Origin of the sequence: Carboxylicivirga sediminis, assembly GCF_018156225.1 — a bacterium.
Classification (GTDB): domain Bacteria; phylum Bacteroidota; class Bacteroidia; order Bacteroidales; family Marinilabiliaceae; genus Carboxylicivirga; species Carboxylicivirga sediminis.
This window is the reverse complement of record NZ_JAGTAR010000018.1, coordinates 94,153-120,908: the sequence shown is the minus strand read 5'-3', so window position 1 is coordinate 120,908 and position 26,756 is coordinate 94,153. Positions and strand designations below refer to the sequence as shown.

The 26,756-nt window shown below is 42.7% G+C and carries 13 protein-coding genes; 1 reads left to right on the top strand and 12 read right to left on the bottom strand.

Annotation, left to right across the window (positions count from 1 at the left end; translation table 11 throughout):
- Positions 1 to 112: 112 nt before the first annotated feature.
- The 7 genes from KDU71_RS12595 to KDU71_RS12565 all read right to left on the bottom strand — a co-directional run bounded on the left by KDU71_RS12595 (position 113) and on the right by KDU71_RS12565 (position 16,467).
- Positions 113 to 916, bottom strand: a complete 804-nt coding sequence (locus tag KDU71_RS12595; RefSeq protein ID WP_212191434.1) for a DUF4843 domain-containing protein — start codon at positions 914 to 916, stop codon at positions 113 to 115.
- 16 nt (positions 917 to 932) lie between these two features.
- Entirely contained in the window at positions 933 to 2,399 is a 1,467-nt protein-coding gene (locus tag KDU71_RS12590; protein ID WP_212191433.1) for a RagB/SusD family nutrient uptake outer membrane protein, read from the bottom strand.
- Between the two features lie 54 nt (positions 2,400 to 2,453).
- Entirely contained in the window at positions 2,454 to 5,369 is a 2,916-nt protein-coding gene (locus tag KDU71_RS12585; protein ID WP_212191432.1) for a SusC/RagA family TonB-linked outer membrane protein, read from the bottom strand.
- Between the two features lie 68 nt (positions 5,370 to 5,437).
- Complete coding sequence (locus KDU71_RS12580; protein ID WP_212191431.1) at positions 5,438 to 5,860, bottom strand: DUF4625 domain-containing protein; 423 nt, start codon at positions 5,858 to 5,860, stop codon at positions 5,438 to 5,440.
- A 235-nt stretch (positions 5,861 to 6,095) separates the two neighbouring features.
- Positions 6,096 to 8,540 carry a T9SS type A sorting domain-containing protein gene (locus tag KDU71_RS12575; RefSeq protein ID WP_212191430.1) on the bottom strand — a complete coding sequence of 815 codons (2,445 nt, stop codon included), beginning with the start codon at positions 8,538 to 8,540 and terminating at the stop codon, positions 6,096 to 6,098.
- A 107-nt stretch (positions 8,541 to 8,647) separates the two neighbouring features.
- Entirely contained in the window at positions 8,648 to 16,282 is a 7,635-nt protein-coding gene (locus KDU71_RS12570; RefSeq protein ID WP_212191429.1) for a S8 family serine peptidase, read from the bottom strand.
- Between the two features lie 23 nt (positions 16,283 to 16,305).
- Positions 16,306 to 16,467, bottom strand: a complete 162-nt coding sequence (locus tag KDU71_RS12565) for a hypothetical protein (RefSeq protein WP_212191428.1) — start codon at positions 16,465 to 16,467, stop codon at positions 16,306 to 16,308.
- Positions 16,468 to 16,739: 272 nt separating this feature from the next.
- On the opposite strand from KDU71_RS12565, the gene KDU71_RS12560 reads away from it, so the two are divergent.
- Positions 16,740 to 18,377, top strand: coding sequence for a tetratricopeptide repeat protein (locus KDU71_RS12560; RefSeq protein WP_212191427.1), 1,638 nt, complete (start codon positions 16,740 to 16,742; stop codon positions 18,375 to 18,377).
- 60 nt (positions 18,378 to 18,437) lie between these two features.
- Here KDU71_RS12560 and KDU71_RS12555 read toward each other — a convergent pair whose 3' ends face one another.
- The 5 genes from KDU71_RS12555 to KDU71_RS12535 are packed head-to-tail and all read right to left on the bottom strand — an operon-like array spanning position 18,438 to position 26,750.
- Positions 18,438 to 19,889, bottom strand: a complete 1,452-nt coding sequence (locus tag KDU71_RS12555) for a sulfatase (RefSeq protein WP_212191426.1) — start codon at positions 19,887 to 19,889, stop codon at positions 18,438 to 18,440.
- A 47-nt stretch (positions 19,890 to 19,936) separates the two neighbouring features.
- On the bottom strand, positions 19,937 to 21,439 hold the full coding sequence (locus KDU71_RS12550; protein WP_212191425.1) for a sulfatase family protein: 1,503 nt from the start codon (positions 21,437 to 21,439) through the stop codon (positions 19,937 to 19,939).
- A gap of 10 nt (positions 21,440 to 21,449) precedes the next feature.
- The gene (locus KDU71_RS12545) at positions 21,450 to 23,444 is read right to left on the bottom strand and encodes a sulfatase (protein ID WP_212191424.1); all 1,995 of its coding nucleotides are present in this window, start codon (positions 23,442 to 23,444) and stop codon (positions 21,450 to 21,452) included.
- Positions 23,444 to 25,051 carry a sulfatase family protein gene (locus KDU71_RS12540; RefSeq protein WP_212191423.1) on the bottom strand — a complete coding sequence of 536 codons (1,608 nt, stop codon included), beginning with the start codon at positions 25,049 to 25,051 and terminating at the stop codon, positions 23,444 to 23,446. Before KDU71_RS12540 ends, KDU71_RS12545 begins: the two co-directional genes overlap by 1 nt.
- Before the next feature lie 4 nt (positions 25,052 to 25,055).
- A complete protein-coding gene (locus KDU71_RS12535; protein ID WP_212191422.1) occupies positions 25,056 to 26,750 on the bottom strand; it encodes a glycoside hydrolase family 9 protein in 1,695 nt (564 codons plus the stop codon).
- Between the last annotated feature and the right edge of the window lie 6 nt (positions 26,751 to 26,756).

Here is a 26,756-nt window from a genome sequence, read left to right as displayed (position 1 = left end):
CATAGCTCGCTATGCTTTCACAAATATTCCTTGAAACTAAACATTTATAAGCGATTTGAGCCAGTAATTTTATGTCGAACTCAGGTTATAAGTAAGAATGGGAATAATTATCCTATTTAATGCGCACCATGTCAAAGGTACCTAAGTCCCACCCTTGGTTAGAACCCTCAGGGTAAACAAAATAATTCAACCCTTTAATGGTTCCCATACAGGTGTTATAAGTCCCATCTTCGAGGCTTCGTATCCAGGCATTTTCATAGTTGCCATCGTCAAAAAAGTACTGAGCCGGAATGGAGCAAGTTGGCTCTTTGCGGTCAAATGATATTTTAACCGGCTCATTAACGGCCCATAAGCCTGTTACATAAATCGAGTAAGGGTCATCACCTGCCACTGCTTCCACCTCATACTCAAAGGTATTCTGCCAGTAGTCGGTTTCCAATACCTTGAAAGTGCCAATAAAAGCGCTCTGCTCAAAATCGCAAAACTTATACAACTCCAGGTAATAGCTATTTTGAAAATCGGCCACCCACTCAGTATTCGTTGCCGAAAGCATTAGTTTAATCGATTGGCCATCGGGCTCAGCACCTTCATACAGTCCTTGTACCTGAACATTACCCAGCACTTCGCCGGCTTTAATTGTTACCTGCGGAGTGAGCAGCTCAAAGCTGATACCTTCTACAGCTGATGTTCCATTTGGATCTATCTCCACGTTAAAAACCCGATCTGTCTCCAATGCCTTTGTCACACCCACTTCAATACTAACTACCGGGTTGGTTTCATCCACCAGTACACTGTTTGTCGTTTCTAAAAAGTGTATCATAGAAGGTCCATCGTAAAGCTCTAAGTTGTTTTCGGTACATGCACCTGATAGTATGAGTAAAACTATAGCTGCAAACTGACTGATGTATTTCTTCATATCTATAGTTTTAATATTAATAGCCTTCATTTTGCTTGATGTTATCGTTACCATTTATTTCGGAAGTTGGAATAGGCCATTGCCAGCGGTAATCGTCGGCAGCAATGCTAAGGTCATAGGCAGTTGATGTATTAGCTTGCGGCACCCTTGTAAAGCCTTTATTATGACGCTTTAGATCGAACCAATAAAAACCTTCGAACATCAGCTCGCGCTTTCGTTCATTGAGTATAAACTCTTTTAGCTCATCGCCGGTAAGTGTTACCCTGTTGTGGTCAATGATCCGCTTTTCGAGCAAAGCACTGATATCGTCCTGTGCCAACTCATCATTATCCAGATAAGCATTAGCCTCAGCGCGTATCAGGTACATCTCGGCCAAACGCATGGGCTTTGGCATATTAAGACCTTGCTGAGCGTTAAAGGCCGGATTAGTTGGATATTTATATACCAGATGCCCGGCCCAGCCAAAACCGGTTTGCGTGTAGTTTATGTAGGCGGTATAACGCACATCAATGGATGGATTAAAGCTGTTGACCCACCATTCGGCCGGTATGTAGTCGGGCATTGGAGCATAGTCGAAGCGGTTACGGTTATAAAAATTGTAGCCCAAAGCCGCACCATAATCGGTTGGTGTATAGCCCACCTTCCAAATGATCTCTGAACCGGTATCGTTGAGCCACATATTAATAAAACTTAAACCTTCCTCCAGGGCATAATCATTACTTTCGATTAGCATTGAGGCATACGCAATAGCCCCATTATAGTCTTTCATATCCAGGGCAACACGAGCAAGCAGGCCTCTGACAAAGTCTTTTGTAAAAATGGTTTCCCTGGGAATTGGCAGCGTGTTATATATTTCATCATCGGCTGGAGGAATCAGCAACTCAGCTTCCTCCAGGTCCTCCACAATGTATTTATACACATCGGCCACACTATGGCGTGTTGGCGAGTCAATTTCATTACTAGTCACGTAAGGCACTCCCCGGTCTGTTGATGCGGTTTCGGCATTGTAGGCTTTACCAAACAAACGCACCAGGTTATAGTGTAACAGAGCCCGACCGGCCAGCGCTTCACCTTTTATCCTGTCCAGATTAGCTGCATTACCCTCGATACTATCAACATGATTAATAATGTAATTGGTGTTATAAATGGATGCATAATGATTACCCCAAACAGATCCTACTTCAGATGTACCCGGGTTTAGTCTCCAGGCATACATCTCGCCCATCTGGTTTGTAAATCCGGCAGATGCCAAAGACGCATCTGTCATAATGTCCATCAGCACACTCAGGTAGGTGCCGTATGACGCCGATGACATAAACCCTGCATACATACCGTATAATAAGGTTTGAGCATCTTTCTCATTTTCTATTATATCTTCTTTCTTGGTACTGTCATAAGGATCCTTTTCAAAAAATCCTTCACAGGCTACCATTGATACAATTAGCAATAGTGCCGTTGTATTATATATTAATTTTCGAATCATAATTAATTACTTTTCTTATTGCCATTTAAATTTCATCACAATGATTATCCCCTCTTAAAAACCAAGGTCAATACCAAAGGTGAAGGTTCTGACATGCGGGTACATATTCAGCTCAATTACTCCATAGAACTCAGGATCAATTCCCTGATAGTTAGTAAATGTCAGCAGATTTTGTCCCTGAGCATAAACCCGTGCACTACGGAAGAAACCTGTTTTATCAAGCCACTTTGGATTTAGCACATATGAGATATTGAGGTTTTTCAGCCTTAAGAATGAAGCATTCTCCAGCAAGCGCGTATCATAGTAGTTATCCTGATATTGTGGGCTTGGGTGTTTAGCTTTATCACCTGGTTGCTTCCAATAATCGAGGATATCGGTACTTTGATTATAGCTCATAAACATACCATGACTTTCGGTGAAATAACGCGCACCATTAACCATCCATTTATCGGCCATCCATGAGAAGAAGGCAGATAGCTGCCAGTTTTTGTAGCTGAATGTGCCGGTAAATCCACCTGTCAAAGGAGGCAGATAGCCTTTCCCATCTTGCAATTGCCTGTCTCTATCCGAATAAGTATCTGTAACGCTGCCATCAGGGCGGTACCATAATCCTTTACCATTGGATTCATCTACTCCGGCCCACTCAGTCAGGTAAAAAGTACCTAATGGTTTGCCTACAGTTATTTTAGTATAGCCTTGATCAATTTCTTCCAAACCGTTGTACAGCTTAGTGACCTCATTGAGGTTATAGGCCATGTTGGCATTCAGGTGAAAACGCAAGTCCCTGTACTGAAACACTTCAGCATCCAGTTCCAGTTCAATACCGGAGTTGGTCATCTCCCCTATGTTTTCCATGCGGCCCGATGTTCCGGTGGTCAATGAGTAAGGAATATAAAACAGCATGTCCTTAGTGGTTTCCTGGTAGAGGTCGATTTTCATGCGGTATTTGCGCAGAAAAGCCATGTCCAGTGCCACATTAGCTTTCAGCTTACGTTCCCAGGTTAAATCATCGTTTTGGTGCTGATAGAAATAAGCTGCACTCTGGTTCATATAAGTCCCATAGCCAAACAATGCCAGGTGTTCGTAATTACCGATGTTGTAGTTACCCGTTTCGCCAATACTGGCCCTCAGTTTCAACTGGTCGATCCAGCCGATGGATTTCATAAAATTCTCTTCCTGAATGTTCCAGCCAATACCGGCACTCCAGAAGGTTCCCCAACGATTGTTCTGACCAAAGCGCGACGAACCATCACGACGGATACTCAAATCAACCAGGTATTTATAATTGTAACTATAGGCCATGTTACCAAAGAATGAGGCCACAGAATAGTCATAAGCATTACCGCTCCAGGTATCAGCCTCAGCGGCTACACTAAGTACTTTCAGATCTTTCGGCAGATTTTTGGCACTTGCACCAAACGATTGTGCATTGTTACTGATAATCTCTTGCCCAAGCATTACATTAAAGTCATGTGCATCCTGCACTTTAAACTTATATGTTAGGGTATTGGTTGGAGTTACGCGAAAATTCCGACGGAAAGCACGGGTTGTTTTTCCATGTGTAGCTGCTCCCCATTCCGATTCGGGATGCAAGTAATCTGTTACGGTATAATCGTAGAAATCTACCCCCACATTGGTTTTGAACACTAGGTTTTCAGCTAATTCAACATCGAAGAAGATCCCTCCAACAATCTTAAGGGTATTATCGGTGTTTTCATTGAGCATTAACTGTTCAATAGGATTAGCCCAGGGCAGTCCTTCACTATTAAAATCACCATTTGCATCGTATGGCTTTAAGTAAGGATTAAGCAAACGGGCTGAAAAGATAGGGTTATATACATTGGTTGAGGCAGCGCCACCAGAGATTGTATTACTATTGGTTTCGTACCCAATAGTCAGGTTTGTGCCCAGCCTGGCCTTTTCGGAAATTTGATTATCGAGATTGAGGCGAAAGTTCATCCGGTCAAAATCGGAACGATACTGTATACCTTCCTGATAATAGTAACTTCCTGACACATAAAACTGTGTTTTTTCATTACCACCGCTGGCCGATATTTCGTGCGACTGCGTCATTGCATCGCGCAGTACCACATCCATCCAATTGGTGTTAATCTTCATCAATGCCAGTTTCTCTTCCGGCGTATAGGTTTTAAGACCTGTCTCCTCTTCATACTGAATCTTCTGCTCAGTATTCATCATCTCAAAGTTATCGCGGGCAATCTTATTAAAACCATACTGACCACGGTACTGTATTTTCGTATTTCCTTCTTTACTGCCTCGCTTGGTAGTAATCACTATCACCCCGTTACTGGCACGGCTACCATACAGTGAGGTAGCTGTAGCATCCTTAAGAATAGATACATTTTCAATATCATTTTGGTTAAGGGCGCTGAACTGACCTGCCGAAATAGGCACACCATCCATAATGTATAGCGGATCGTTACCGGCATTGATAGAGCTAATACCGCGGATACGTACGGTAGCGGCCGCACCTGGTGCACCCGATGAACCAATGGCAATTAATCCAGGAGCCTGCCCCTGCAGCACCTGATCAAAACTGGCCACCGGTACCTGTTCAATTTTATCGGCCGACACCACCTCCACTGAACCAGTATATGTGCCTTTCTTTTTAATACCGTAACCCGTTACGACTACTTCATCGATGGATTCAGAATCGGACTCCATTAACACATTAATCGTCTGTTGTCCGCTAAGTGCAATTTCCTGTTGCTTATAGCCAATAAAGGAATATTGCAGTACCTGTGCATCCTGGGGCACCTGTAGGTTATAGTTCCCTTCAAAATCGGTAACCGTACCAATTGTGGTCCCTTTCACAACGATGGTCACGCCAATCATTGGATCACCATTACTCTTATCTTTTACCGAGCCGGAAATGACTGTTGACTGGGCCAACAGTGTTCCGTTAAAGGCAATACAAAGCAAGAGCAGATAAGTTAATACATGCTTCATGTCGATTTTTTATTTGATTTTGTTTAGTATTCTCTGATTACAATATGCTGATGGCTTTTACACCATTATTATTTTATTTGAATTGGAATTTCTGTAGTGCTGTAATTTAAAGCCTGGTCGATGGTAAGTATAGTTAAAACATAATCGCCAGACATAATTTCGTTGGGTATCATCAGCTCAAACAGGTGCTGTTCAACCAGTTTGTCTTCTTTCCCAGTTAACGGTAAGGTTTGGGCTTCGGGTTGCCATGGAGCATCCCATCCGCGAGTGGCTTTAAGGCCCTGGCTTAGGTAAAAGGTACATTCTTTCAATTCTACATCATCGGTAAAATAGCCGGTGAACATGAGGGTATTGCCACGATAGTAAAGTGTATTGTCGGTTGGCAAAGCAATATCGGCCACCGGAGGAGTGGTATCTTCATTTTTATCTTTCTCACATGCCAACATTAAGGGCAGAAGTAACATTAATACTATCAAATACTTATTTTTCATCTGTTTAATTTTTAGTTCAATTGCCATTACTTGTACCGACAAACGGCATGGAGCTTAATCGATTTAATGCTTTTAAAAAGTAGTTTTTTGGTTTTGGCGATTCCCATTTTTTGTTTTTGTTGATGGCGTGTATGCCAGTAGCAATTATCAGCCATTAGCTGACCAATAACAGTAGCTCAGCATGAGTAAAAACAACTACCCTCTCCGTTGAAAGGGTAGTTGGGTCCGGCACAAATTAGCGTTTATTGATTTTTGTAATTTGTCGTTGTCCGTTGCTATCTGTGGTAGCAACCAGGTATAAACCTTTTGGTAATTCAGATATATTTATTTGCGTAATTTGCTCGTTATTCAGCGCTTTTACTTTGGTGCCATTTACTGAGTAGATTTCTACTGACTGAATGGCATTAGCCGATTCCAACTGAATAAAGTCATCTGCTGGATTAGGGTAAACTCGTACCTTAGTTAACTCAGTATCTTCAATACCTGTTGGGATTGGATCCATATAAACCGCCGGATGAGGAGGGAAGTTTGAATCATCATTAAGCACAAGTGTAAAAGATGCATCTTCGAAACCATCAGCTGTTGCAATACCTGAATAATTACCATATGGAATATCTTCAAAACTTGACATATACACAACATAACCATCCATAGGAACTTCAATTACACTCGCCTCATAACTCATCGTTGGATCATCTGTATTTGTTAATGTAACAGTACCACCACCAGCTGCTGGTACCTCTGTTTCATTTGGCATACGAGAATTATCAAACAGGCGAACGTAGAATGAAATGAAACCCTGGTTGATATTGTAATTAACCATCTGCGTATTTGCATCGACAACAACACCTTCTTCTGTATAGGCTGTATAACCAACCCTGGTTATTGTAACATTGTACGTACCATAAGGTATGGTAAGGATATTGTTCATATACATGTTTCTGTTTTCAACAATTGTAGTGCTGTAAGATGACTGATCGGCCGTGTTTACATATTCCACTGTTACATCAGCCAACTGTGCATTTGTAGCGGCATCATACACGTTAATCATGAAGTTAGCTCCCACAACTACGTAGAAAGTCTTATCACCAAAGAAATCATTCACAGATAATAAACCTTCATAAGGCACATAGGATCCACCATTTATACTGACCTCATAATTACCGTATGGGATATCAGAAAACTGAGTATTGCCGTCTGCATCTGTCGAACCACTATAGTTTTCCAAACCATCGGTTAAGCTTACACTCATATACTGTATGCCTGTTGTAGTGCCATCTTCCATTACTGTAATCGTAATAGTTTTAGAACTAAAATTTGGTGTATACTCATAAATCTCAGTATCTGCACCATTATTAGCAAATACATAAAGCTTATCAGCAGTACTGAATAGGTTAGTAATACCTGCCTTCTGAGGCATTAATGATTTGGTTGTGCCCGGGTTACCAGAAGATACATACACCCAATCATTACCAGTGAAGGCCACTCCCCCATTAATGGCTGTTAGCATACTAAAGTTATCGCTTGGTGAAATATTTTCAGCCATTGCATTAACATAGGCTGGCTCCACACTTGATGGTTTAATCACGAACAACTCTGTTTCGTTGCCAGTAGTGGAAGCTAATACATACACATAATCACCTGAAACAACCATATCAACGATATTATCAGACTCGCTTTCGTTATTCAAGTGATAATATTGAGCACTTGTACCATTCATCTCAACTAGCTTAGTTCCTGCCGTCGTCACCGCAACTGCATATACTTTATTGCCTAAGGTTTGCGGCATTATCTGCTTTAAACAATAAATCTCGGTTCCTGATGCTTCGGTAACCAAGCTTACTTCATCATCAGTACCCATTGCAAAAACACGGGCATTACCAGAAGTTGTATAAGTTTCACTTGAATAGAAATATAAATGAGACGAAGTTGCTATCATATTTGATAAACCTTCAACATCACTATCATGTGTATATACCGTTGTTAAGTTAACACCATCAGCTGCATACAACGATGACATAGCAAATCCCAAAAGTGGCTCATTCTTACCTTCGTAATATAATTTCCCGTTAAAAGCCGCTCCTTCAAACTTTCCATTTGCAAGTGCTTCATCAGAAGGACCAAATCCGCCTTCAGGAGCAATGAGGTCAAACGTTCCACCATCTGTTCCATCTGTCAGATAACCCTTCGTTGGTGTTCCTGTTGCAGGAGACCAAGTACCAGCACATAAGTAATGGTAATAATATGAGTCTCCATTCATTACTCTTAACACATTTGTAACCGGGTTTAGATCATTCGCTACAGGATCGTGGTTAAAAATATAGCTGGCTGATGTACCGTCAAACAATCGCAACTCCTTCCCAGCATCAGGTGTCTCACTTGTATTATGCCCTAGATAAAACGCCTTATCAGAATCAGCCCAGCCTGCTAACCTTTTAGCACTGCCTAATTCCAATGTTTCAACATCCATAAAATTGGTTCCATCAGTAGTAGACGTAATAAAATCGTTTGTACCGTCAGTTGAGACCATAATAAAACCCGAGCCATAAGGCGCAATTTCAGACACAGTGTTACCCGTCAGTGTTTTTTTTAAGGATAAGTCATTTGTCGGGACCATTTGTGCCTTAATTGAGAAACTGAATAAACAGACTCCCAGTAATAACATAGTAAATCTTTTCATGATTTTCATTGATTAAATTGATTAATAATAGGTTGCCGTTGCAACCGGGTGATATTTTAAGGTATTCCCCATGCTCCATGGGTTTAATGAAGCATGGAGAATAATAGTTAACGCTTAATGAGTTTATGAACTAATACATTTGAATCGGTGTAGAGCTTGAGCATATACACACCGGTTTTTACTCTGCTCACATTCAGGGTGTGTTTATCCACCTGTTCGGCCAGCTTAAATGACATCACCACTTCACCAGATGAACTTATTAATTCACCATGGCTAATATCGGCCAGCTGATCATTCATATGCAGGTATACCACATCATCAGCCGGATTAGGATACAGCTTCAATCCCTGGTAGTTTTCATCATCAATACCCGTACGGTGCTCAATAAATACCGGAAACCCGGTTTCTAACACTGCGCCCTGGCTGTCTGTAGCTTTCACATTCATGTACACATAGCCTGGTGAAACAGGCATAAAGGCCAATGAAGCGTTAGTACTCATAATCTGCACTGCACTGGAAACCTCGTAAGTGGTTTCGAAAAACACTTCATCCCCGTCCGGATCCTGTATGTAGTCGGATAAGTTAAGTACATAGGCATCCTCTGTTTCAATGGCATAGGTACGCTCTCCAATTTCTATCACCTCCATGGGTGCACGGTTCACATTGGCCACACTCACTATCAGTGTAAACTGGGTGGCATTGCCATAGCTATCTTCAGCCTCTACCACAAATTCATGCAATCCTTCGCCATCATAATCAGGGGTGAAAACTATCTCCACTTCATTGCCTGATAGGGTGTAGGCAAAGTATGTTTTGACTTCAGGCACAGTAATGGTAAAATTGTCGCCTTCCTCATCATGTATTTTCAACACATAGTTCAAGGTATCAGCCTCATTAATGCTATAGCGCAGTTCATTACCATCGGCATACTGTGGGCCCTTATTACGCGTTAAGCTAACCGGCACTTCTACCTGAGGCTTGTAAGGATCATTGCTTTTGATTATGATTGTCGCCTGGTTTATACCTTGTTCGGCATAGGTAGAATTAAACGAGAGGTCAATAACACCTTCTTCACCCGGAGCCAGTGAGCCAAGTTTATCTGATTCGATGGTACACCAGGTTAATCCACCGGCTTCCATCTCAGCTGCACGCACCAGCCAGCCTAAGGTACTGTAACCCGCTTCAACTGTTTCAAACATATTTTCACCATCACCAAAATAATAGCGATTAGATACCGACTCAGCAGTTGTTATAGTTCCTAAGGGATAAGTAATATTAAAATCAAATATAAATACCACAAAGAATTTTTCGTTGGGGAAAAAGAACACATTTTCGTCGAGAGGTATGGTTATTAATGCCCCGTTTGAAGAAGCACTTTCTGCCACATATTGATAGGTTTGCTCATACAATAACTGACATTCGCTTAAAGTTTCTCCACCTCCAACAATCTGTACCTTTATCTCACTATCCAACATGTCGCCCCATGCATACCAGGTTTGCACATGAGAAAGATTAAAACCATCTTCAGGCGCATAAAAACCTGTAGCGGCCGTAAAATTCAGCGTGCTTTCGCCGAATCCTACCAAGCTTTCGTTAGTAGTTGCTTGTTCGTATTGAAGTACACGGTTAAAGTCTGCCATTGTGCTTTTCAGCTGTGGAGCAACTGATTCTTCCTTACGCTCTTCAACTTTTAATCTGCTAATATTTTCCGAAGGCATTGGCATAGCAGTCATTGGCACTGCGGCAGTTTGTGGAGCTGTTCCGCGTTTAAATGCGATACCCACTTCATATTCCAGATTAGCTGAACCAGCCAGATTATCAAACACAATACTGCGACTATCAATGTAATTGATTGTATCGGTATATAATTCGATACTTTCGGTCTGCACATTAATCACCGGAGGCAATGTAAACACTCCTGAAACCGGTACTTTTATGGCTTCCTCTTCAATATCGCAATACACCATCACTGTATCGATCACTTCGGCTTCAGCTAATGGATACACTCTTAAACGGAAGGTTTCTTCCTCATTCGGTTTAAGCTTGTAGTTTATCAACTTGCGAGAGATATCTACCCATCCATCTGCAGCACTACCTGTACCAAATTTATCATCGTCGCCCATGGTTATGGCATAGTTAAAACCATTCTTCAACTTCACATTACGTATCTGAACCGCGCGTGTCCCCTCATTCTTTACGGTGAAATCAAAGTCGTAACGCTTGTATGGCGAGGTATAATCAGTATTATCGTGCTCTATCATCATCAGCTCACCCATATCGAGTGTATCATCCACCAGCACATTATTCTCACCAATTACTTCCATGGTAACAGGGATGCTGAATTCAGGATTATCCGGCGTATCGTTCGTAAACCTGAGGTTATCGGTATACGTACCATCATACAGCGACCTTGCATTCAGATGTACATTGAAAGCTTGTGAGCTGTTAGCAGGAACTGTATATGATTTGGTTGGTAAGAAAGTAACTACGGTTCCGTTCTTAATAATTCCCATTGTACGAGCCGACACCTGAATACCTTTCGTGCCATCCTGATTCTCAATACCGATTAACGAAGCTAGAATTCTGGCTGTTTCAGGCTCATTCACCTCATACATGTATTTGATAATACCGCTCTTAAACAGCCATACCTCCACGGTTACGGCTGAGCCTCCTCCATTGGAACCCAAATCCTGAAAACGGATGACAAACTTATCGTTGTATTCTTTTGTATAAATACCAGTCTCTGGATAAAATTCAGGATTAGATACTCCATTGAATCCGAATAACGGTGCCAGGTAACCATTAATAAGCGACTCGTTTGGAATAAAGTGATCTGGTCCCCATTCTCTTGATGGTTGATCAGGCAAAACTGTAATAACACCTGTATGTCCAATATAAATAGTGTCGTACTTCTCGCCGTAATAAGCAATTTCAAAGGGCAATGGAACAGTCATCCAGAATTTATCCGGATTGAAGATCTCATCAGTCACATCGAGCTTAGTGCCATCTTTAATAGCAGTGCTCCAATTTAGATACCGCGAATCAGTATTGTGTTCGATGGTATAGGTGTAGTCGAAATTACTGCTAACTTCAGAACCATCATCTGGCCACGCAAACAGCCACTCGTTAGCCGATGGTGTTACTTGCATTGGGTTGTTGCCCGAATTAATAATATCAAGACGCACAACCGTTGAATCACCATGCTTAAGCGATGTATTTATTTCATTCAATCCAGAAGAAATAACAGGTGCATCCACTACATTACATGTAACCGGTATGCGGTAGGTTTGACCTTCATCATCTGTTACCACCAACACATCGTTAATAATACCCAGTTCAGTAGCATTTACCGTAACTGTGTAATCAGAAACCGTATTAGGTCGCAGCATGGCAGGCAAATAGCCATCTACAGTAAACAATCCATTTTCGAGCGCTACATCAGTAATGGTTCCAATAGCCCGCCCTTCATTGGTTATGCGCAGGTTAATTTCTTTTATGGCTCGCTGGAATACATTCCCAAAATCCAGCATTTGAGGTTCGAAGACAAAGTCTACCTGGCCACCACTTGTAATATTCAGTTTGATAGTATGGTTGACCGGGTTATTAACCGGATCCGTACTTACAATATTAATACGCTCATCAAAATCGGCCTGATACAGTTTCTCTGTTGAACCTTTATAACGAATCTCAACTGATGACCCTACAGGAACCGTTCCATAGGCATTAGTTATTTCATCAACGACCCCAAATCCGGGGTTCTTAAAATAAATCTGATGACCTGTGGTTGGGAAAGTATTCAGAATAAACGGATCAGAGGCCTTTGTACCATAACCGTTTAACACAATTCGGTCATCCAGAGACTGATCTTCAATCATAATCAGCGTTGAAGCCCTGTTAAAACCTAAATCTCTTGTCCCCAATACTTCGCCCAGATCTTTATAGTTAAAATCAATATCGCCTGTCTGATGCAGTACAATCTGAAAAGTTATTGGCTCCTCTAACCAGCCAATGCCATTACTTGAACTACTATCGTAATTATAACTCTCGTGTACTACCCCTTGATACTGAATAATGAACTTACCAGGCAGAGACTGGTAGTAAATTTTTCCGCCCTTGTCTAAACTGAAAGGCATACCCCAGGCAGAAATGAGCTTGGAAGGCTGAGCCGGATTTTTATATCCTGCCGGTTTGGCATTGAACCAACCATTATTGGCCATAGATACAGCCCCCCAATTGGAGATATAGCAGGTGTCGTATTCTTCTCCAAAATACGGAAAGCGGAAGCCCATCTCAGCCTCGGTTAACATAACAGAGCCATCGAGACGGAAGAGATCGGTAATATCTTTACCGGTAAACTGAATATCGTCCCATACAAAGGCTTCTTCGCCCGGCGCTGGTATGTTCTCACCAGCTACATAACCGAAATTGTGGATTGAATTCTTATCAAAGTCCGGCATATTGGAGCCATCAGCAAACTTAGGTACATAGTAACGTAATGGAAAGTCACCCTCATTACGTAATTGGAAGCTACCTTCAAACGCATCACCCAGTGCCATGCCCGTAAATTCACTTACAGGCGGACTTACGACGGCTTTGGCGGGCCAGGTACCAGCACCATATAAGCTAAAGGTGTGTACTTTTCCTGTTTTATCACTCACCTTCACCGTTGCATTGATAGCACCTTCGGTTGTTGGAGTAAAATATAAAGTCAACTCTTCAGAACGTTCAGCCGGAATCACCTTTGGCGCATTGCCAATCAATTTAAAGTCGGGATGACTGATTTCCACATTTAGTGAGTTGAATTCATTATCAAACGCTCCCAATCCTTTATTATAAATAGTAATACTCTGTTCTTTTCCGGTACCAATAAAAACATTGCCAAAATCAACCAAATCATCACTTTCCATGCGGCTATCCTGACCATTCACCTCAAAATTCAGGGTTAGATCTTCCCAAAGATCAGGATATCCTTGTCCGAATACCTGCAGGTTGGTTTCGTAATTACCATTGATCAATTTTGCTGCATTAACAGTTAAATCAATGGTTTTTGATTCATTGGCGTTCAGGTAACCCGCTGTTTCAGAAATCTCCAAATAGGGTTCAAGTGCCTCCAGTTCATTAACTGCAATAACCACCCACACCTTGGTGTAGTCGTAGTAGATATCCTTTATTTTGTTCCAGGTCACTCCCTGATCATTGCTGTAATATGAATAATCGGTTACAGCCATGTTGTAGGCCTGAGCAGCGAGAAATGGAAAGCGGTGTCCCGGCGGAATATGAAATACAATATAAAACTCGTCACCCTCGTTAAAAAACATTTGTTTGTTGAAGATGATGTGATCGATGTAATAATTTTCTTCTCCCACATAAAATGTCTGCGAGTGAATCAGCTTTGCACTATTAATATCACCACCCTTATATACTTCAAGATAAAGGGGCTCTTCAGACAGTTTTTCAAAATTTAAACCAACCTGTACACTTGTCAGGTTAAAGCCATCAGGGTTAGTCACTTTAAAGTAGGTGGCAGACGAATTACTTAACTCATCGTTAGATTCCCCAAACTTTATAAGGGTCTCAAGCAGATAATCAGGATCGTAGTAATACATATATCCCAGGGTGGGCTTTTGAGCATATGGCTCAATTGAAGCTGTTTGTGACAAGTTGTGTGCTTCAACACCTGTTGTCCCTCCTGTATAATTGACCTTATAAGGTATACGCTCGTTTGTCTGACTGTATATGTCAATGTTTTCAACATGGTTTTGTCTGATATTCCAGTTAAGCAAACCCTCGCCTGTGTTGGTGATTGTAAACTGCTGATGTGACAATGTATCTGCCTTAACATCAATACTGAAGTTGATATTGCTTTTATCCAAAGTGATATCAGGCCCGTTGTTAGTGGTAATGGTTATCACATTTGACAACTCTGCTTCATTACCCCAGCGGTCGACGCCAGTAACACCAAGGTAGTAGGTGGTATGCTTTTTAAGCTTTTCTAACTGATAGGCAAACTCGTCACCAGCATCAGCAACTGAATTAATGCGCACATATTCTATATCTTGCAGGTTATCACTTACAATAGGTGTTTCGGAATAATATACATGGAAATAGCGAGGCTGATCATCGTCTTCATCGGCAGGTACAGTCCATTTCAGTAAGGTGAATGTACCTGATACACCGTCATGTGTCAAATCAGTAATGGCACCAGGTGCTAAACCATTATCTTCAAGTAGTGCCAGATAAGCATCAACAGCACCAAGCCCAACCTTACCAGCCCATGGTTTGTTTACTTCCATGGTGTCTATCACATTCACACCACCAAGCAACCTGGTTGTCAGTTGACTGGCATCAAACTCAGGACCTTTATATTCCGAGGCAATTAAAGCTGCAATACCCGACACATGCGGACACGCCATGGATGTACCATCGTAAAAACCGTAATTATTATCTGGCATAGTACTTAATACACCATGATCCTGCCCATCCATCACATCACCTCCGGGGGCTGAGATATCTAACCAGTCACCATAATTTGAATAGCTGGTTACCCTATTGTTTGGTCCGGTTGCTGCTACAGCAATTACTTTTTCGTAACAACCAGGCCAGTATTCACCTTCATCGCCATTATTACCTGCTGCAAAAATGACCACACCACCTTTCATGGGACTATTCTCAAATTGTCCGGCTTCTTCAATAAAATAATCGATGGCGTCCAATATAGATTGCTCAACAACGCCAGGAGTATTCCAGCCCCAGCTATTCTGAGCTATTACAGCACCATTATCAGCTGCATATACAAAGGCCGCTTCAGCACTACCTGCCGAGTTCTCCGACATAATCATACAAGACATGATGCGCACACCATCATTGTTACCTGATCCTCCGGCTACACCAGCCACTCCAATACCATTGTTATTAACGGCAGCAACAGTACCAGCCACGTGCGTTCCATGAGGTAATGGTTGCACATCACCATTCATATTCACAAAATCGAACCCATATATATCATCAACATAACCGTTACCATCACTATCTTGGCCGGGCGTGCCATTCAACTCAGCTTCATTTACCCACATATTAGCAGCCAGGTCTTCGTGCTTATAATCCACACCTTGATCGATGACTGCTACAACTATATCAGGATCTCCCGTTTGGCGATTCCAAGCACGTAACAGGTTAATATCCGAACCCGGTGTACCAGGATTATCAGTCGTATTATGGTAATGCCACTGCTCATTAAACTGCGGATCATCAAATGGTGACTCACTGACTGTAGCCACTGCGTTAAGCATTGATTTAGGTGCCATCCTCAGGTTATGTGGCACCAGGCTTTTTTCGTAAAATGGTTCAGCTTTTTCAATCTCTGCTAAAATGCCATAGGCTTTAATAACACTTTCCAGCTGTGCTTCGGTTTCAATTTCTACTTTATACCATAAATGCAAGCCATGCTTTTGGTGCTTTATATCGTGTTTAGACGAATAAGGTATGAGGCGTTCTATTTTCACGGCCTCATACTGCATATTCAGCTGATCAACAGCTTTAATGCCAACTTCAGAATAGCCACTAACTGTTTTGGACTTAAGCCCGCTTGGCTCAACCACCAGACTCGGCTTTAGCTTTATTTTAAAAGCGCCTTGTAGCTTTCCGTTTTTGTAAGTCTGTAAATGCTGTGTGTGCGCAACTGTGAATATAAAAACACTCATTAGCAACAGCATGAACTTTCTAACATGAGTAGATGTATTCATTTTATAGATTTTTGTTGATTTAATTATCGAAGTTTTTTCTTGTTCGCTTTTTTATTAGTCGACTCCAGTTGTTTAAGCAGCTTCTTGAATACTTTATTCTCTTCTTCGCGCTTCTTTATTAGTCGGTTTATTTCTTTATCAGTTATCTCTCGGCACATCTCGGGTTTTAATAATTTGTTAGACATTTTTTGGTTTCGATACAAAACAGGGGTTTTAGCCTTAAGACATCAAAAAAAGCTCCCTCTCAGAACTTCTCATTTACGTCACAAAACCTCAGCATTGGGTGGCAAAACGGTATTAATCAAAGAAAATTACCTCTCTTTTATAATCTTATATCTTTGTTTTATTGCACTTTAACACCTCTCATGCCTATTTTTTGACTATATTTCACATTATTGCGGCATTCTATTTGTTTAGGAATTATTAAGTACTTTAGTCGCCATCGGGAGGGATAAGAATGAAGAAACTATTACCATATTCAATAAATGTATGGCTGTATCTGTGTATCTATGTGCTTAGCCAGCATAATGTATTAGCTAATGATATAGTCAAGGAAGACAGCCTTACGTTTAAGCTTGAGAAGTCGCAAAACGCTGATGAAAGGTTAGCTATTCTTTTGGAACTGGTTAAACTCACCAGAAAATACGACCTAAAAAAGTCATTGCTGTTTGGAACGCAAGGGGAACAAACGGCTATAAACAAAGAAAAAGAGGAATGGCTGCCAGAGTTCCAACTTGAAAACGGTTCCAGCAACTATTTTTTGGGCAACTATGATGAAGCGCTTGAAAATTACCTGAATGCCATTGAGAACTATGCCGAAATAGAAAATAATGTGGGATTGGTTAGAAGCTACAACAATACCGGTATGATATATGACCGGATTGAGAACTATCCAAAATCAATAAATTATTATCGACAGGCCCTGCATTACTTTGACCTTTGCACCCAAAAAGATAAAGCGCAATACAGAAGGTATCAGTCGCAGATTTACAACAACATTGCCAGTGCCAATCTAAGCCTGGGAAATAGAAAAGAAGCAAAATTATATTACGAGAAAGCGCTTGAGGTAGCCAAAGAAATAGGTTTTAGACACATCATCAGTTCCATCTATAATAACCTGGGTAAGATTGAGATAATAGAACAAGATTATCCTACTGCCTATCGTTACCTAAATAAGGCCATTAAAATCAGACAGGAGGATAATGAACTGGAAGGTCTTGCCAAGTCATATTATTTCCTGTCCAACTACTATTCAAACATTAATGAGCTGGATAGTGCCGAATGGGCAGCCAGGAAAGCCTTAAACATTGCCAAAGAAATTAATATACTCGAACCACAGAAAGTGGCCCATATGTTTTTGTATGAAATATATGAAAGCAAAGGACTGCTTAAAGAAGCCCTTGAAGAGCATAAAAGGTATAAACTGGTTAGTGACAGTCTGATTAATGAACAAAAGGTGAATCAGCTTTCCCAGCTACAAATATCCTATGAAGTAGAAAAAATAGAAGAGGCTAATAAGTTGGAGAAGTCGCGTATCAGGTCATTCTACACCTTACTGGTAACTATTTTATCTGCCATACTGCTGATTGCCGTACTGCTGATGATCATTTTTAAAATGCAAAAGCGAAAGGTAGAATTGGAAAATACCAAGCTTGAAATGGAGGTGGAAACCAAAAACAGAGAGTTAACCACAAATGTGATGTACCTGGTGCAAAAAAATGAGTTACTCAACAACGTAGCCAAAAAGCTTATCAGCCTTAAGGACAATCTTAAAGACGCCAATAAAAAACCTTTGCAGCAGATTATTTATAATTTACAGTCTCAATCCGATAATGAAGTGTGGCAAGAGTTCCAATTGCGTTTCAACCAGGTTCATAACGATTTTTATGAGCAAATCAGGGCTAAACATCCTGAGATAACCCCTTCAGAAGAACGCTTATGCGCATTGCTCAGGCTGAATATGACATCAAAGGAGATTGCAGCTATTACGCATCAGACACTACGAGGTGTTGAAGTGGCCAGAGGCAGGTTACGCAAACGCCTTGACTTAACAGGCACCGATATCAACCTGATAACATACCTGGAAGGATTTTAAAACAAAAAAGAGGGACTGCTGATACATTCCCTCTTTTTTATTAGTGCTGCATTGTTATTATCATTCTGCTATATAGGCACCGGTCGAGTCACGCCAGTTCTTCAGCTTAAAGTATAGTTTTTGCTTAACACCCGGAAGTTCTGCCGATAGATCATTTTTCTCCTCTAAATCCGTTGATAAGTCATATAACTCTACTCGCTTTTCGTCATAAAAATCAATGAGCTTATAATTGCCTTGTCTGATGGCTGAGCTGTTGATATCACCCGTTGCATGTGGTCTGCTTACAGGTGAATGCCAGAAAACTGGTCTGTCTGCATTTTGCTCACTATTACCCTGGAGTTCTACGTTAAAACTTTTGCCATCCAGATGGGCTTGCGGCAATAGCTCTCGACCGGCAATATCCAGGATAGTCGGAAAGAAATCGGTTCCTATGACAATATGCTCAGACTGTGAACCTGCAAGTATTTTCCCTGGCCATTTCACTATCATTGGCTCACGAATACCACCCTCATACAGGTGTCCTTTGCCGGCCCGCAACGGTTGATTGGAGGTGGCCACTCGTCGTGGATTAAAGCCTCGGTTTGATAAGCCACCATTATCCGAAAAGAAGATGAGCACCGTGTTATCTGCCTCTCCCATTTCTTCAACAGTTTTAAGGATACGCCCCAGGCTCTCATCCATGCTGTAAATCAAGGCAGCGTATTCCGGATCATCCTGATGCATTTTTGTGGTGCCGGTACCTTCGTCGATAAAGGCTTCACCTTCGTAGCTCATTGTTAACAACTTATTTCTGAATTTCTCAACATGCTCAGGTTTTCCATGTAGCGGCTCGTGCACGGCATAGTGCGACACAAACGCAAAGAAAGGCTGCTCTGGTTGTTCTTCATGCTGTTGCTTCAGCCATCCGATGGTATTATCAGTTAAATGATCCGTTAGATACTGCCCTTCTACACCATCCTCTAAACCTTCAATAGGTGCCTTTTTACCTTTCTGAGGGCCTTCATTGTAGGGATAGAAATAGGATATTGGCGAGCCGGCATGCCCTCCTGCAATGTTCACGTCAAAACCAACATCCTGTGGTAATGTGCCAGAAGTGGCTAGATGCCATTTACCGGCAAAGAACGTAGCGTAACCAGCCTCTTTTAAAGCCGATGCAATGGTTTGCTCATTAGCCTTTAGTTTGCCTTCATCACCGGGACGAACATTCAGTTTACCTTCACCGGGACCAGGCATTTGCGCCCTGGCAGGATACTTACCAGTGATGATGGAGTATCGCGACGGGACGCAACGCGGATGAGTGGCATACGCATTGGTAAATACCATCCCTTCTTTGGCCAATTGATCGATATTAGGTGTTTCATAGAACTGTGAGCCATTATAGCCCACATCGGCCCAGCCTAAATCATCGGCCAGAAAAAAAATGATATTGGGTGGCTGCTTTTGTTGTGAATTCTGACAAGCACAAAACAGTCCGCCTATTAAAAGTCCTGCAATTAATGTTCTTAGTTTCATAGCTGAATAAATGAAAAAAAGCGAGCCTCCGGAGGCTCGCTTATCGATTAGTACTGATTTGGATGACGATAATCTCCGTAAGGATGCTTCACCGTGCGCTTCAGCGGAATATTCATTCCGCGCGTTTGCTCCAGCCAGTCGTATAGGTCGGAAGCCAGCTGCTTTGCCACATCGGCATAAGCGGGGTCACCCATCAGGTTGTACTGTTCGTCCGGGTCGTTGATGATGTCATATAGTTCATTCTGGTCCCAGATACCCTGGTAACGCATGTATTTGTACTGGTCGGTGCGCACACCAAACACCGTTGGCGTCATCGGGAAGTCGTACTCCCAGAAGTATTCGTAATACACACGTGTACGCCAGCCTTCCTCATTTCCTTGCAACAACTGAACCATTGAATGACCAGGCATATATTCAGGCTTTTTAACGCCTGCACACTCCAGAATAGTTGGTGCCACATCAACATTTTGTACCATGCGCTCAATGTTCTTACCACCTTCAAATAGTTCAGGACAACGGATGAGCATTGGTACCTTCACCGACTCTTCGTAGAAATGGCGTTTATCAATCAAGCCGTGTTCGCCCCAGCTAAAACCATTGTCACCCATGTAAATCACCATGGTTGACTCATCCAGACCGTTCTCGCGTAACCATTCCATAACGGTACCGATGCTCTCATCTACACCTAATAGGGTTTCGCAATACTTCTGCAGGTTCTCATCAAATGTACCATTCTTACCATGATACATGTAATCAACCCCGTGCCAGCTGTGACGCTGTTGCTTCACCCACTCAGGCCATTTCAGCTCCTGGTAGTCATCTCCAACTGTTTGTGCAAAAGTGGCCGGTTTTTCAATGGTTTTGCCATCGTAAACACCATCGTGACGCCTGGCCGGCTTAAACAAGGCATGCACGGCCTTGTGCGACAAGTACATGAAGAATGGTTTTTCAGTATCTCGTTTATCCAGCCACTCAATAGCATGCTCGGTTAATAAATCGGTGATGTAGGTGTCCTCATCGTACTGGACACGTTCACCATTGATGTTCAAATTTGGTGCATAGTAATCCCCTTGCCCTTTAAAACTTTCCCAATGATCGAATCCTGGTCGCGGATCATCATGTTCATCGCCCATGTGCCACTTACCAAAGAAACTGGTTTGATAACCGGCTTTTTGCAGATACTGCGGAAAATACACCAGGTTCCCCGGATCTGGCGCCACGTTATCCACAATGGTGTGAACGTGTGAATATTGGCCCGTTAATATACTTGCACGGCTTGGCGAGCACAATGAGGTGGTGACAAAGGCGTTTTTCATGTAGGCGCCTTCGCTGGCCAGCTTATCCATCTCGGGTGTTTCGAGCCAGGGCACCTTGCCTGTAAAACCCATGTAATCATAACGGTGATCATCGGTCAGAATGAAAATAACATTACGTTGTTTGGCTCCTTCTACCCTTTCTACCTTAATTTCGTCTATATCTTCTGTTGGAGCAGTTGAACAGGCGCTCAATACCCCAAGTAATAATAAACTATAGAATAAAAAATACTTCATTTGTCTGTGTTTATTGAATGCTACATGTAATCTCCCCTAATTCATAGCGACCAGTACCCATTAACTGCATCTTCAAGGGCCAGGCACCGCTGGCTGTTGCCTCCAGTTCAATGGTCTGTACCTTTACTTTTTGCGATGGTTTAACCACTTTAGTCACTCGCTTGTCGTGCACAGGCCCCATACCAATCTTCATTTCAGGACCCTGGTAGTTAAAGGTTAAAACGATACGCTGTCCTTCTTTCAACTCAATAGTTGAGTTGTAAATCAAAGCCAAATCCCAGGGCTTCTCACCCAACTTTTTTACATCAACCACCAATTTATCTCCATTTAATTGAAAAATGGCATCAGCACCTTTGCGTGCCACTGAGTTCCAGTTATTGGTTAGCTCCGGTCCGAATGATAAATCATTGGCTTCGGCATTTGGTTTACTCCCCGACCTCAGTTCGTTAATCTCTTTATTTTGAATGCTTACAAATGCTTCAAACTGTTGCATCAGATCGGCCCTGACTTTCTTGTAATCGGAATGCTTATAATAATTTTCGGTCTCCAGGGGATCTTTTTCATAGTCATACAGCTCACCAGCTTCAATTAAGCCCTTGCTAAAAGGCTGGTCGGTGTGCCAGTTGTTTTTCATCCACAAGGTTAAACGATAACGCTCTGTGCGTAGCGAGTAGCCTTGTGTTTGTCCGCGACCAAACTGCGAAACAGCATAGTCGTTTACCTGCTTATCAACTTTTGTAAAAACCGGTAGCAGACTATTACCCTGCAATTGAGTTGGGATATCCAGTCCCGTGGCTTCACATAGTGTTGGAAACACATCCAAGGACTCTACCGGATACTGATTTTCTCCGGACGCGCCGCCAGGCTTTTTAATGATCAATGGCACACGCGTGGCCTGTTCGAAATTGGTATGCTTACACCACAACGAATGGTCTCCCAAATGCCAGCCATGATCGCCCCACAATACAATTACCGTATTCTTATCCAAGCCTTTGGACTTTAGCTTGTCCATTAGTTTACCCACCTGTGCATCAATAAAAGATACACTGGCATAGTAGGCATGTATCAACTCCTTTTGTTTCTCATCTGGCAGATTATCAGTGAAAATATCTGAGAAAGAGGCCAATGGCGGTATATCTGTGTATGAATATAACTCACCTGAGTTATGATAGGCTTTATCCACACCATTCTTCACTGCATCACGATAGGCAGCTACCCTGATATCTTCCCGCTTATACAAATCCCAGTATTTTTTAGGCGCGGCAAATGGCAAGTGAGGGCGCTTAAAACCAACCGCCAAAAAGAATGGCTCGTCGTCCTTGGCAAGCTTATCCATGTATTTGATAGCATTGTTGGCAATTTGCCCATCCATGTAGGCTTCATCAGGTACATCAGCACATTCGGTTGATGGTTTAAAGCGATCGGATACATACTTATGCATATTTTTTTCGCCTTTTTCGGCTGCTTCCTTTTCCAGAGCCTTTACCCTATCCTGATTTTCCTTTAATGCATAGTATGATAGTCCCGGTTCACCATAAGCTTCAGGATAAGTATATTTTGAGCTTTCGCGGTAAGGTATGCTCCACGATGGTCCGTCATACTCCTTATCAACGCAACGCGGATCATAAATCTTACCCACTGCCACTGTGGCATAGCCATTCTCTTTGAAATACTGAGGCATAGCCAGTATATCTGGATTCACATCACGCATGCGTGTTTTTAGATCTCTTACACCGGTATAATCGGGGCGCATACCTGTAAAAATACTGGCTCGTGAAGGTCCGCATACGGCCTGCTGGCAATGGGCGTTGGTAAACACTACTCCTTCTTTGGCCAATGCATCTATATTAGGCGTTTGCACCTCATTATGGCCGTAAGCACCTATCAGTGGTTTCAGATCGTCCACCGCAATAAACAACACATTGGTTTTCTTTTGTGCATTAAGAATGCCAACAGCTACCAATGCCACCGCTATCAATGTATATCTTAATCGTGTTCTCATCATTACTTGCTTTTAAATTCACCAAAACTTCCCGGGATTGATTGGATGTGCTTTTTCAATTCTTTTCTCATCGCTTTAACCACCTCCTGGTAGTCGGGATGATTGTACAGATTGACCTGTTCATTAGGATCATTCTCCAGGTCATACAACTGGTCAGCATCAGCATAGTGCGGATAACGTTGCGTGGCCGGAAACTCAGCATCTCCGCCTCCCGGCACAATCTGTACATGACCGAATGGTTTGGCAGGATCAGTATTATTCGGTCCCTTGCCTCTGATTTTCAGCTTCCGATTGTATTCGGTCAGAATAGTCTCCCTTTCTTCAGCAGTCAGTTGGTTCACCCATGCAGGATAGCGTAGTGCCAGGTATTTGAAGTTGCCTTTACGAACCCCTCTTGAGTAGCCAATTTCGAAATACATGGATCCTCTGTCCTCCAATTCTTGGCCATTGAGCACACGGGCGAAACTGCGACCATCAAAATCTGCTTTATTGTAATCTATACCAGCCAGTTCTAATATCGTGGGCGTAAAATCCACATTTGATACCAGCGACTTGTTAACGGCACCAGCTTTAAAACCTTTACTGCACCATATAATACTTGGATCGGCCGTGGCCCCCTGATAAACAGTCCCTTTGGCATACTGCCCATGATCATTAAAGAAAAAGATGATGGTATTGTCATACACCCCCTTCTCTTTCAGGCTCAGAATCAAAGCACCCAGAGCATCATCCATCCACAGGAGGTTGGCTTTACGATCGTTCACCGGCTTACCGGCTTGTTTCAATCGCACAGGTATGGTTGACTGATGTGGCATTACCTGCGGCGCCTTATCCAGCTTACCAATTGGCGTAATCGTCCGGTCGGCGTTCCATGCGCGTTCTGCTTCCAGAGGACCATGTGGCAAAGTAGTTGCAAAATACAGGAAAAAAGGCTTCTCATTGATCTGATGAATAAATTTTAATGCCGCTTCGGTGGACCAATCCAGGTTATGTACAGCCAGTGCGCGTGGTCCGTTAAAATCCGGGTTCTCGTAGAATAAACCGTCGGCAAAATCATACCCACAGGCATAATAAGCTTGCTGCGTAGCCTTGTAGTTAGCCAGTTGCTGCTTCATCACTCTAGCATCGCCTGCATCGGCAGTCAATGGCATAACTTTATAATCATGCACTTCATACACATGGTTCTTACCAACGGCCCCAGTGGTGTATCCACCAGACTGTAATAAGCTGGCCAGATTGGCTTCACCCGGCATGATGTGCGTATTCCACTCCACCACACGCTGACCACCATTCTTCTTAACCTGATTCAGTACCTTGGGGTTATTGGCACGGCTGGCATACTTGCCACTTAACACGTTGAAGCGACTGGGTGTACAAACCGTGGCACTTACATGCTGTCCCATCATCAGGGTGCCTTCAGTGGCCAGTTTATCCAGATTGGGTGTCAGATTCTTTCCCTTGCCCTCGGGTAAACAGTTAAACATATCACGTGTCATATCATCGGCAATAAAGAAGATGATATTGGGCTGTTGCTGCTGAGCCTGAACATTTTTCAAGCATCCACCCAACAGGATGACAGAGAGTAGTATTACATATCTTAATTGTCGCATCGCATTAGTCTTCTGATTGATAAATAGCATCGAGCCCCAACACTAAAAAGCTGGCTGCTGCATTCCAGTTAATGGCCACCTCATTGGTTGAAAAACTGCATTCCTCGTCCAGGTAGCTCAAAGCTGGTAAAGCAGAAGGATAAGCGTCCTTACCACAATCGTGCTGTGCTTGTTTGGACGGTCCGCCTGCCAATAAACCCGGAATGGGTGCATCGATGCCATCGGCTGAACAGCGTCGGTCATGCACTCTCATAGGTGGTTGCTTTCCATAGCCGGTTACAAAGGAACGGTTCAGCGGATTAGCTCCCAAAAGATAGCCAACAGCAGCATCTGCTACCTGAAGGTATTCTGTTTTATTGCTTATCAAATAAGCATGCATCAGTAACATCCCTTCATTGGCCAGCTCACTGTTACTGCCCCAGGGAAATTTAACAATGGATACACGATAAGCCGAAGCTTTATAGTTTGCTAAATACTTATTAGCCAGCTTAACTATGGCTTTACCGACTTCTTTAGCTAATTCTTTACCTTCACTGCAACTAAGCAAGCTATATAAACCTAGGGTATTAACACGTCCCCATTGAGGCACAGTGAATTTCTGTTGCCCGATATTGATGTGCTTTTTATAAGTGGCTTCACCTGTTGTAAGATACAATTCTGTTGCCGCCCAAAACCACTCATCATCAATCGAATCATCCCTATACTCCCCTGTTGAAATATCTTTTGGCTGCACATAATATACTTGCGGATTCGCCAGGCACCATTCCCAGGCTTTCTGCGCGGCATTGCGACAGGTTTCGGCTAATCCGGTATAAGTCTGCTCATTGTTCTTAAGCACACGACTGGCTTTGGCCATGGTTGCAGCAAAGTCCAGTGTGGCCGCTGTGGTTTTCATCACAACGTAGCGTTGCAGCGGATCTTTATGCGGCATCACCATCCCGCAAAAGCGTTTGGTCGTCAGCTTGTGATAAACACCTCCGTCATTCGGGTCCTGCATGGTCAACATCCACTTAAGGTTAATTACTGCTTCGTTCAGTACATCAGAAGCGCCATTACCACTCTCAGGAATATTCAGCTGGATGGTTTGCGTGTATTCAGGAAATAATTCACATAAATGCAGCAACGAGAAAGTACTGATACCCGAATTCACAATGTATTTACCGTAGTCACCGGCATCGTACCAGCCACCCGGCGATACAATCGTGCTTCCCTCGGGGCGAAGAGCATCTGCGGCCGACTTGTGAACAATCACTTTATCATCGGGGTGCCCGGCAGGACGTGCGTAAACTCCGGCATACTGCTTTTCAATAGGAACTGATACACGCGCCATGTAAAAGGACTTAACCAAGGCACTACCCAGCTTGGTATACTTGTCGTTCTGAATCAGTACAGGTGTAGGTTGCTTCAGCCCATCCACCAACAACTGGTAGTGTCCTTCCCTGGTCCATTTTGACACATCGGCACAACAAACGCTGGTACCGGAGTAGGGCCATTCACTGGCTGCGGTTAACTTACCGCTAATAACTTCCTGACCATCTTCACTTTGCAGTACAAATGGCTTGCCAGCTAAATCTTTCCCGAAAAACACATACTTCTCCGAGGATGACACAAATCCATATTGATTATAGTTTTGCGCTGTAATAAATTGGACACCAACAATTAAAAGAAGCCCTGTTATAATATTTCGAAAGCTCTTCATACTCAT

Excerpts from the sequence above, each read along its gene's own strand:
- KDU71_RS12595 (WP_212191434.1), bottom strand. The coding sequence starts at position 916 with ATGAAGAAATACATCAGTCAGTTTGCAGCTATAGTTTTACTCATACTA.
- KDU71_RS12590 (WP_212191433.1), bottom strand. The coding sequence starts at position 2,399 with ATGATTCGAAAATTAATATATAATACAACGGCACTATTGCTAATTGTA.
- KDU71_RS12585 (WP_212191432.1), bottom strand. The coding sequence starts at position 5,369 with ATGAAGCATGTATTAACTTATCTGCTCTTGCTTTGTATTGCCTTTAAC.
- KDU71_RS12580 (WP_212191431.1), bottom strand. The coding sequence starts at position 5,860 with ATGAAAAATAAGTATTTGATAGTATTAATGTTACTTCTGCCCTTAATG.
- KDU71_RS12575 (WP_212191430.1), bottom strand. The coding sequence starts at position 8,540 with ATGAAAAGATTTACTATGTTATTACTGGGAGTCTGTTTATTCAGTTTC.
- KDU71_RS12570 (WP_212191429.1), bottom strand. The coding sequence starts at position 16,282 with ATGAATACATCTACTCATGTTAGAAAGTTCATGCTGTTGCTAATGAGT.
- KDU71_RS12565 (WP_212191428.1), bottom strand. The coding sequence starts at position 16,467 with ATGTCTAACAAATTATTAAAACCCGAGATGTGCCGAGAGATAACTGAT.
- KDU71_RS12560 (WP_212191427.1), top strand. The coding sequence starts at position 16,740 with ATGAAGAAACTATTACCATATTCAATAAATGTATGGCTGTATCTGTGT.
- KDU71_RS12555 (WP_212191426.1), bottom strand. The coding sequence starts at position 19,889 with ATGAAACTAAGAACATTAATTGCAGGACTTTTAATAGGCGGACTGTTT.
- KDU71_RS12550 (WP_212191425.1), bottom strand. The coding sequence starts at position 21,439 with ATGAAGTATTTTTTATTCTATAGTTTATTATTACTTGGGGTATTGAGC.
- KDU71_RS12545 (WP_212191424.1), bottom strand. The coding sequence starts at position 23,444 with ATGATGAGAACACGATTAAGATATACATTGATAGCGGTGGCATTGGTA.
- KDU71_RS12540 (WP_212191423.1), bottom strand. The coding sequence starts at position 25,051 with ATGCGACAATTAAGATATGTAATACTACTCTCTGTCATCCTGTTGGGT.
- KDU71_RS12535 (WP_212191422.1), bottom strand. The coding sequence starts at position 26,750 with ATGAAGAGCTTTCGAAATATTATAACAGGGCTTCTTTTAATTGTTGGT.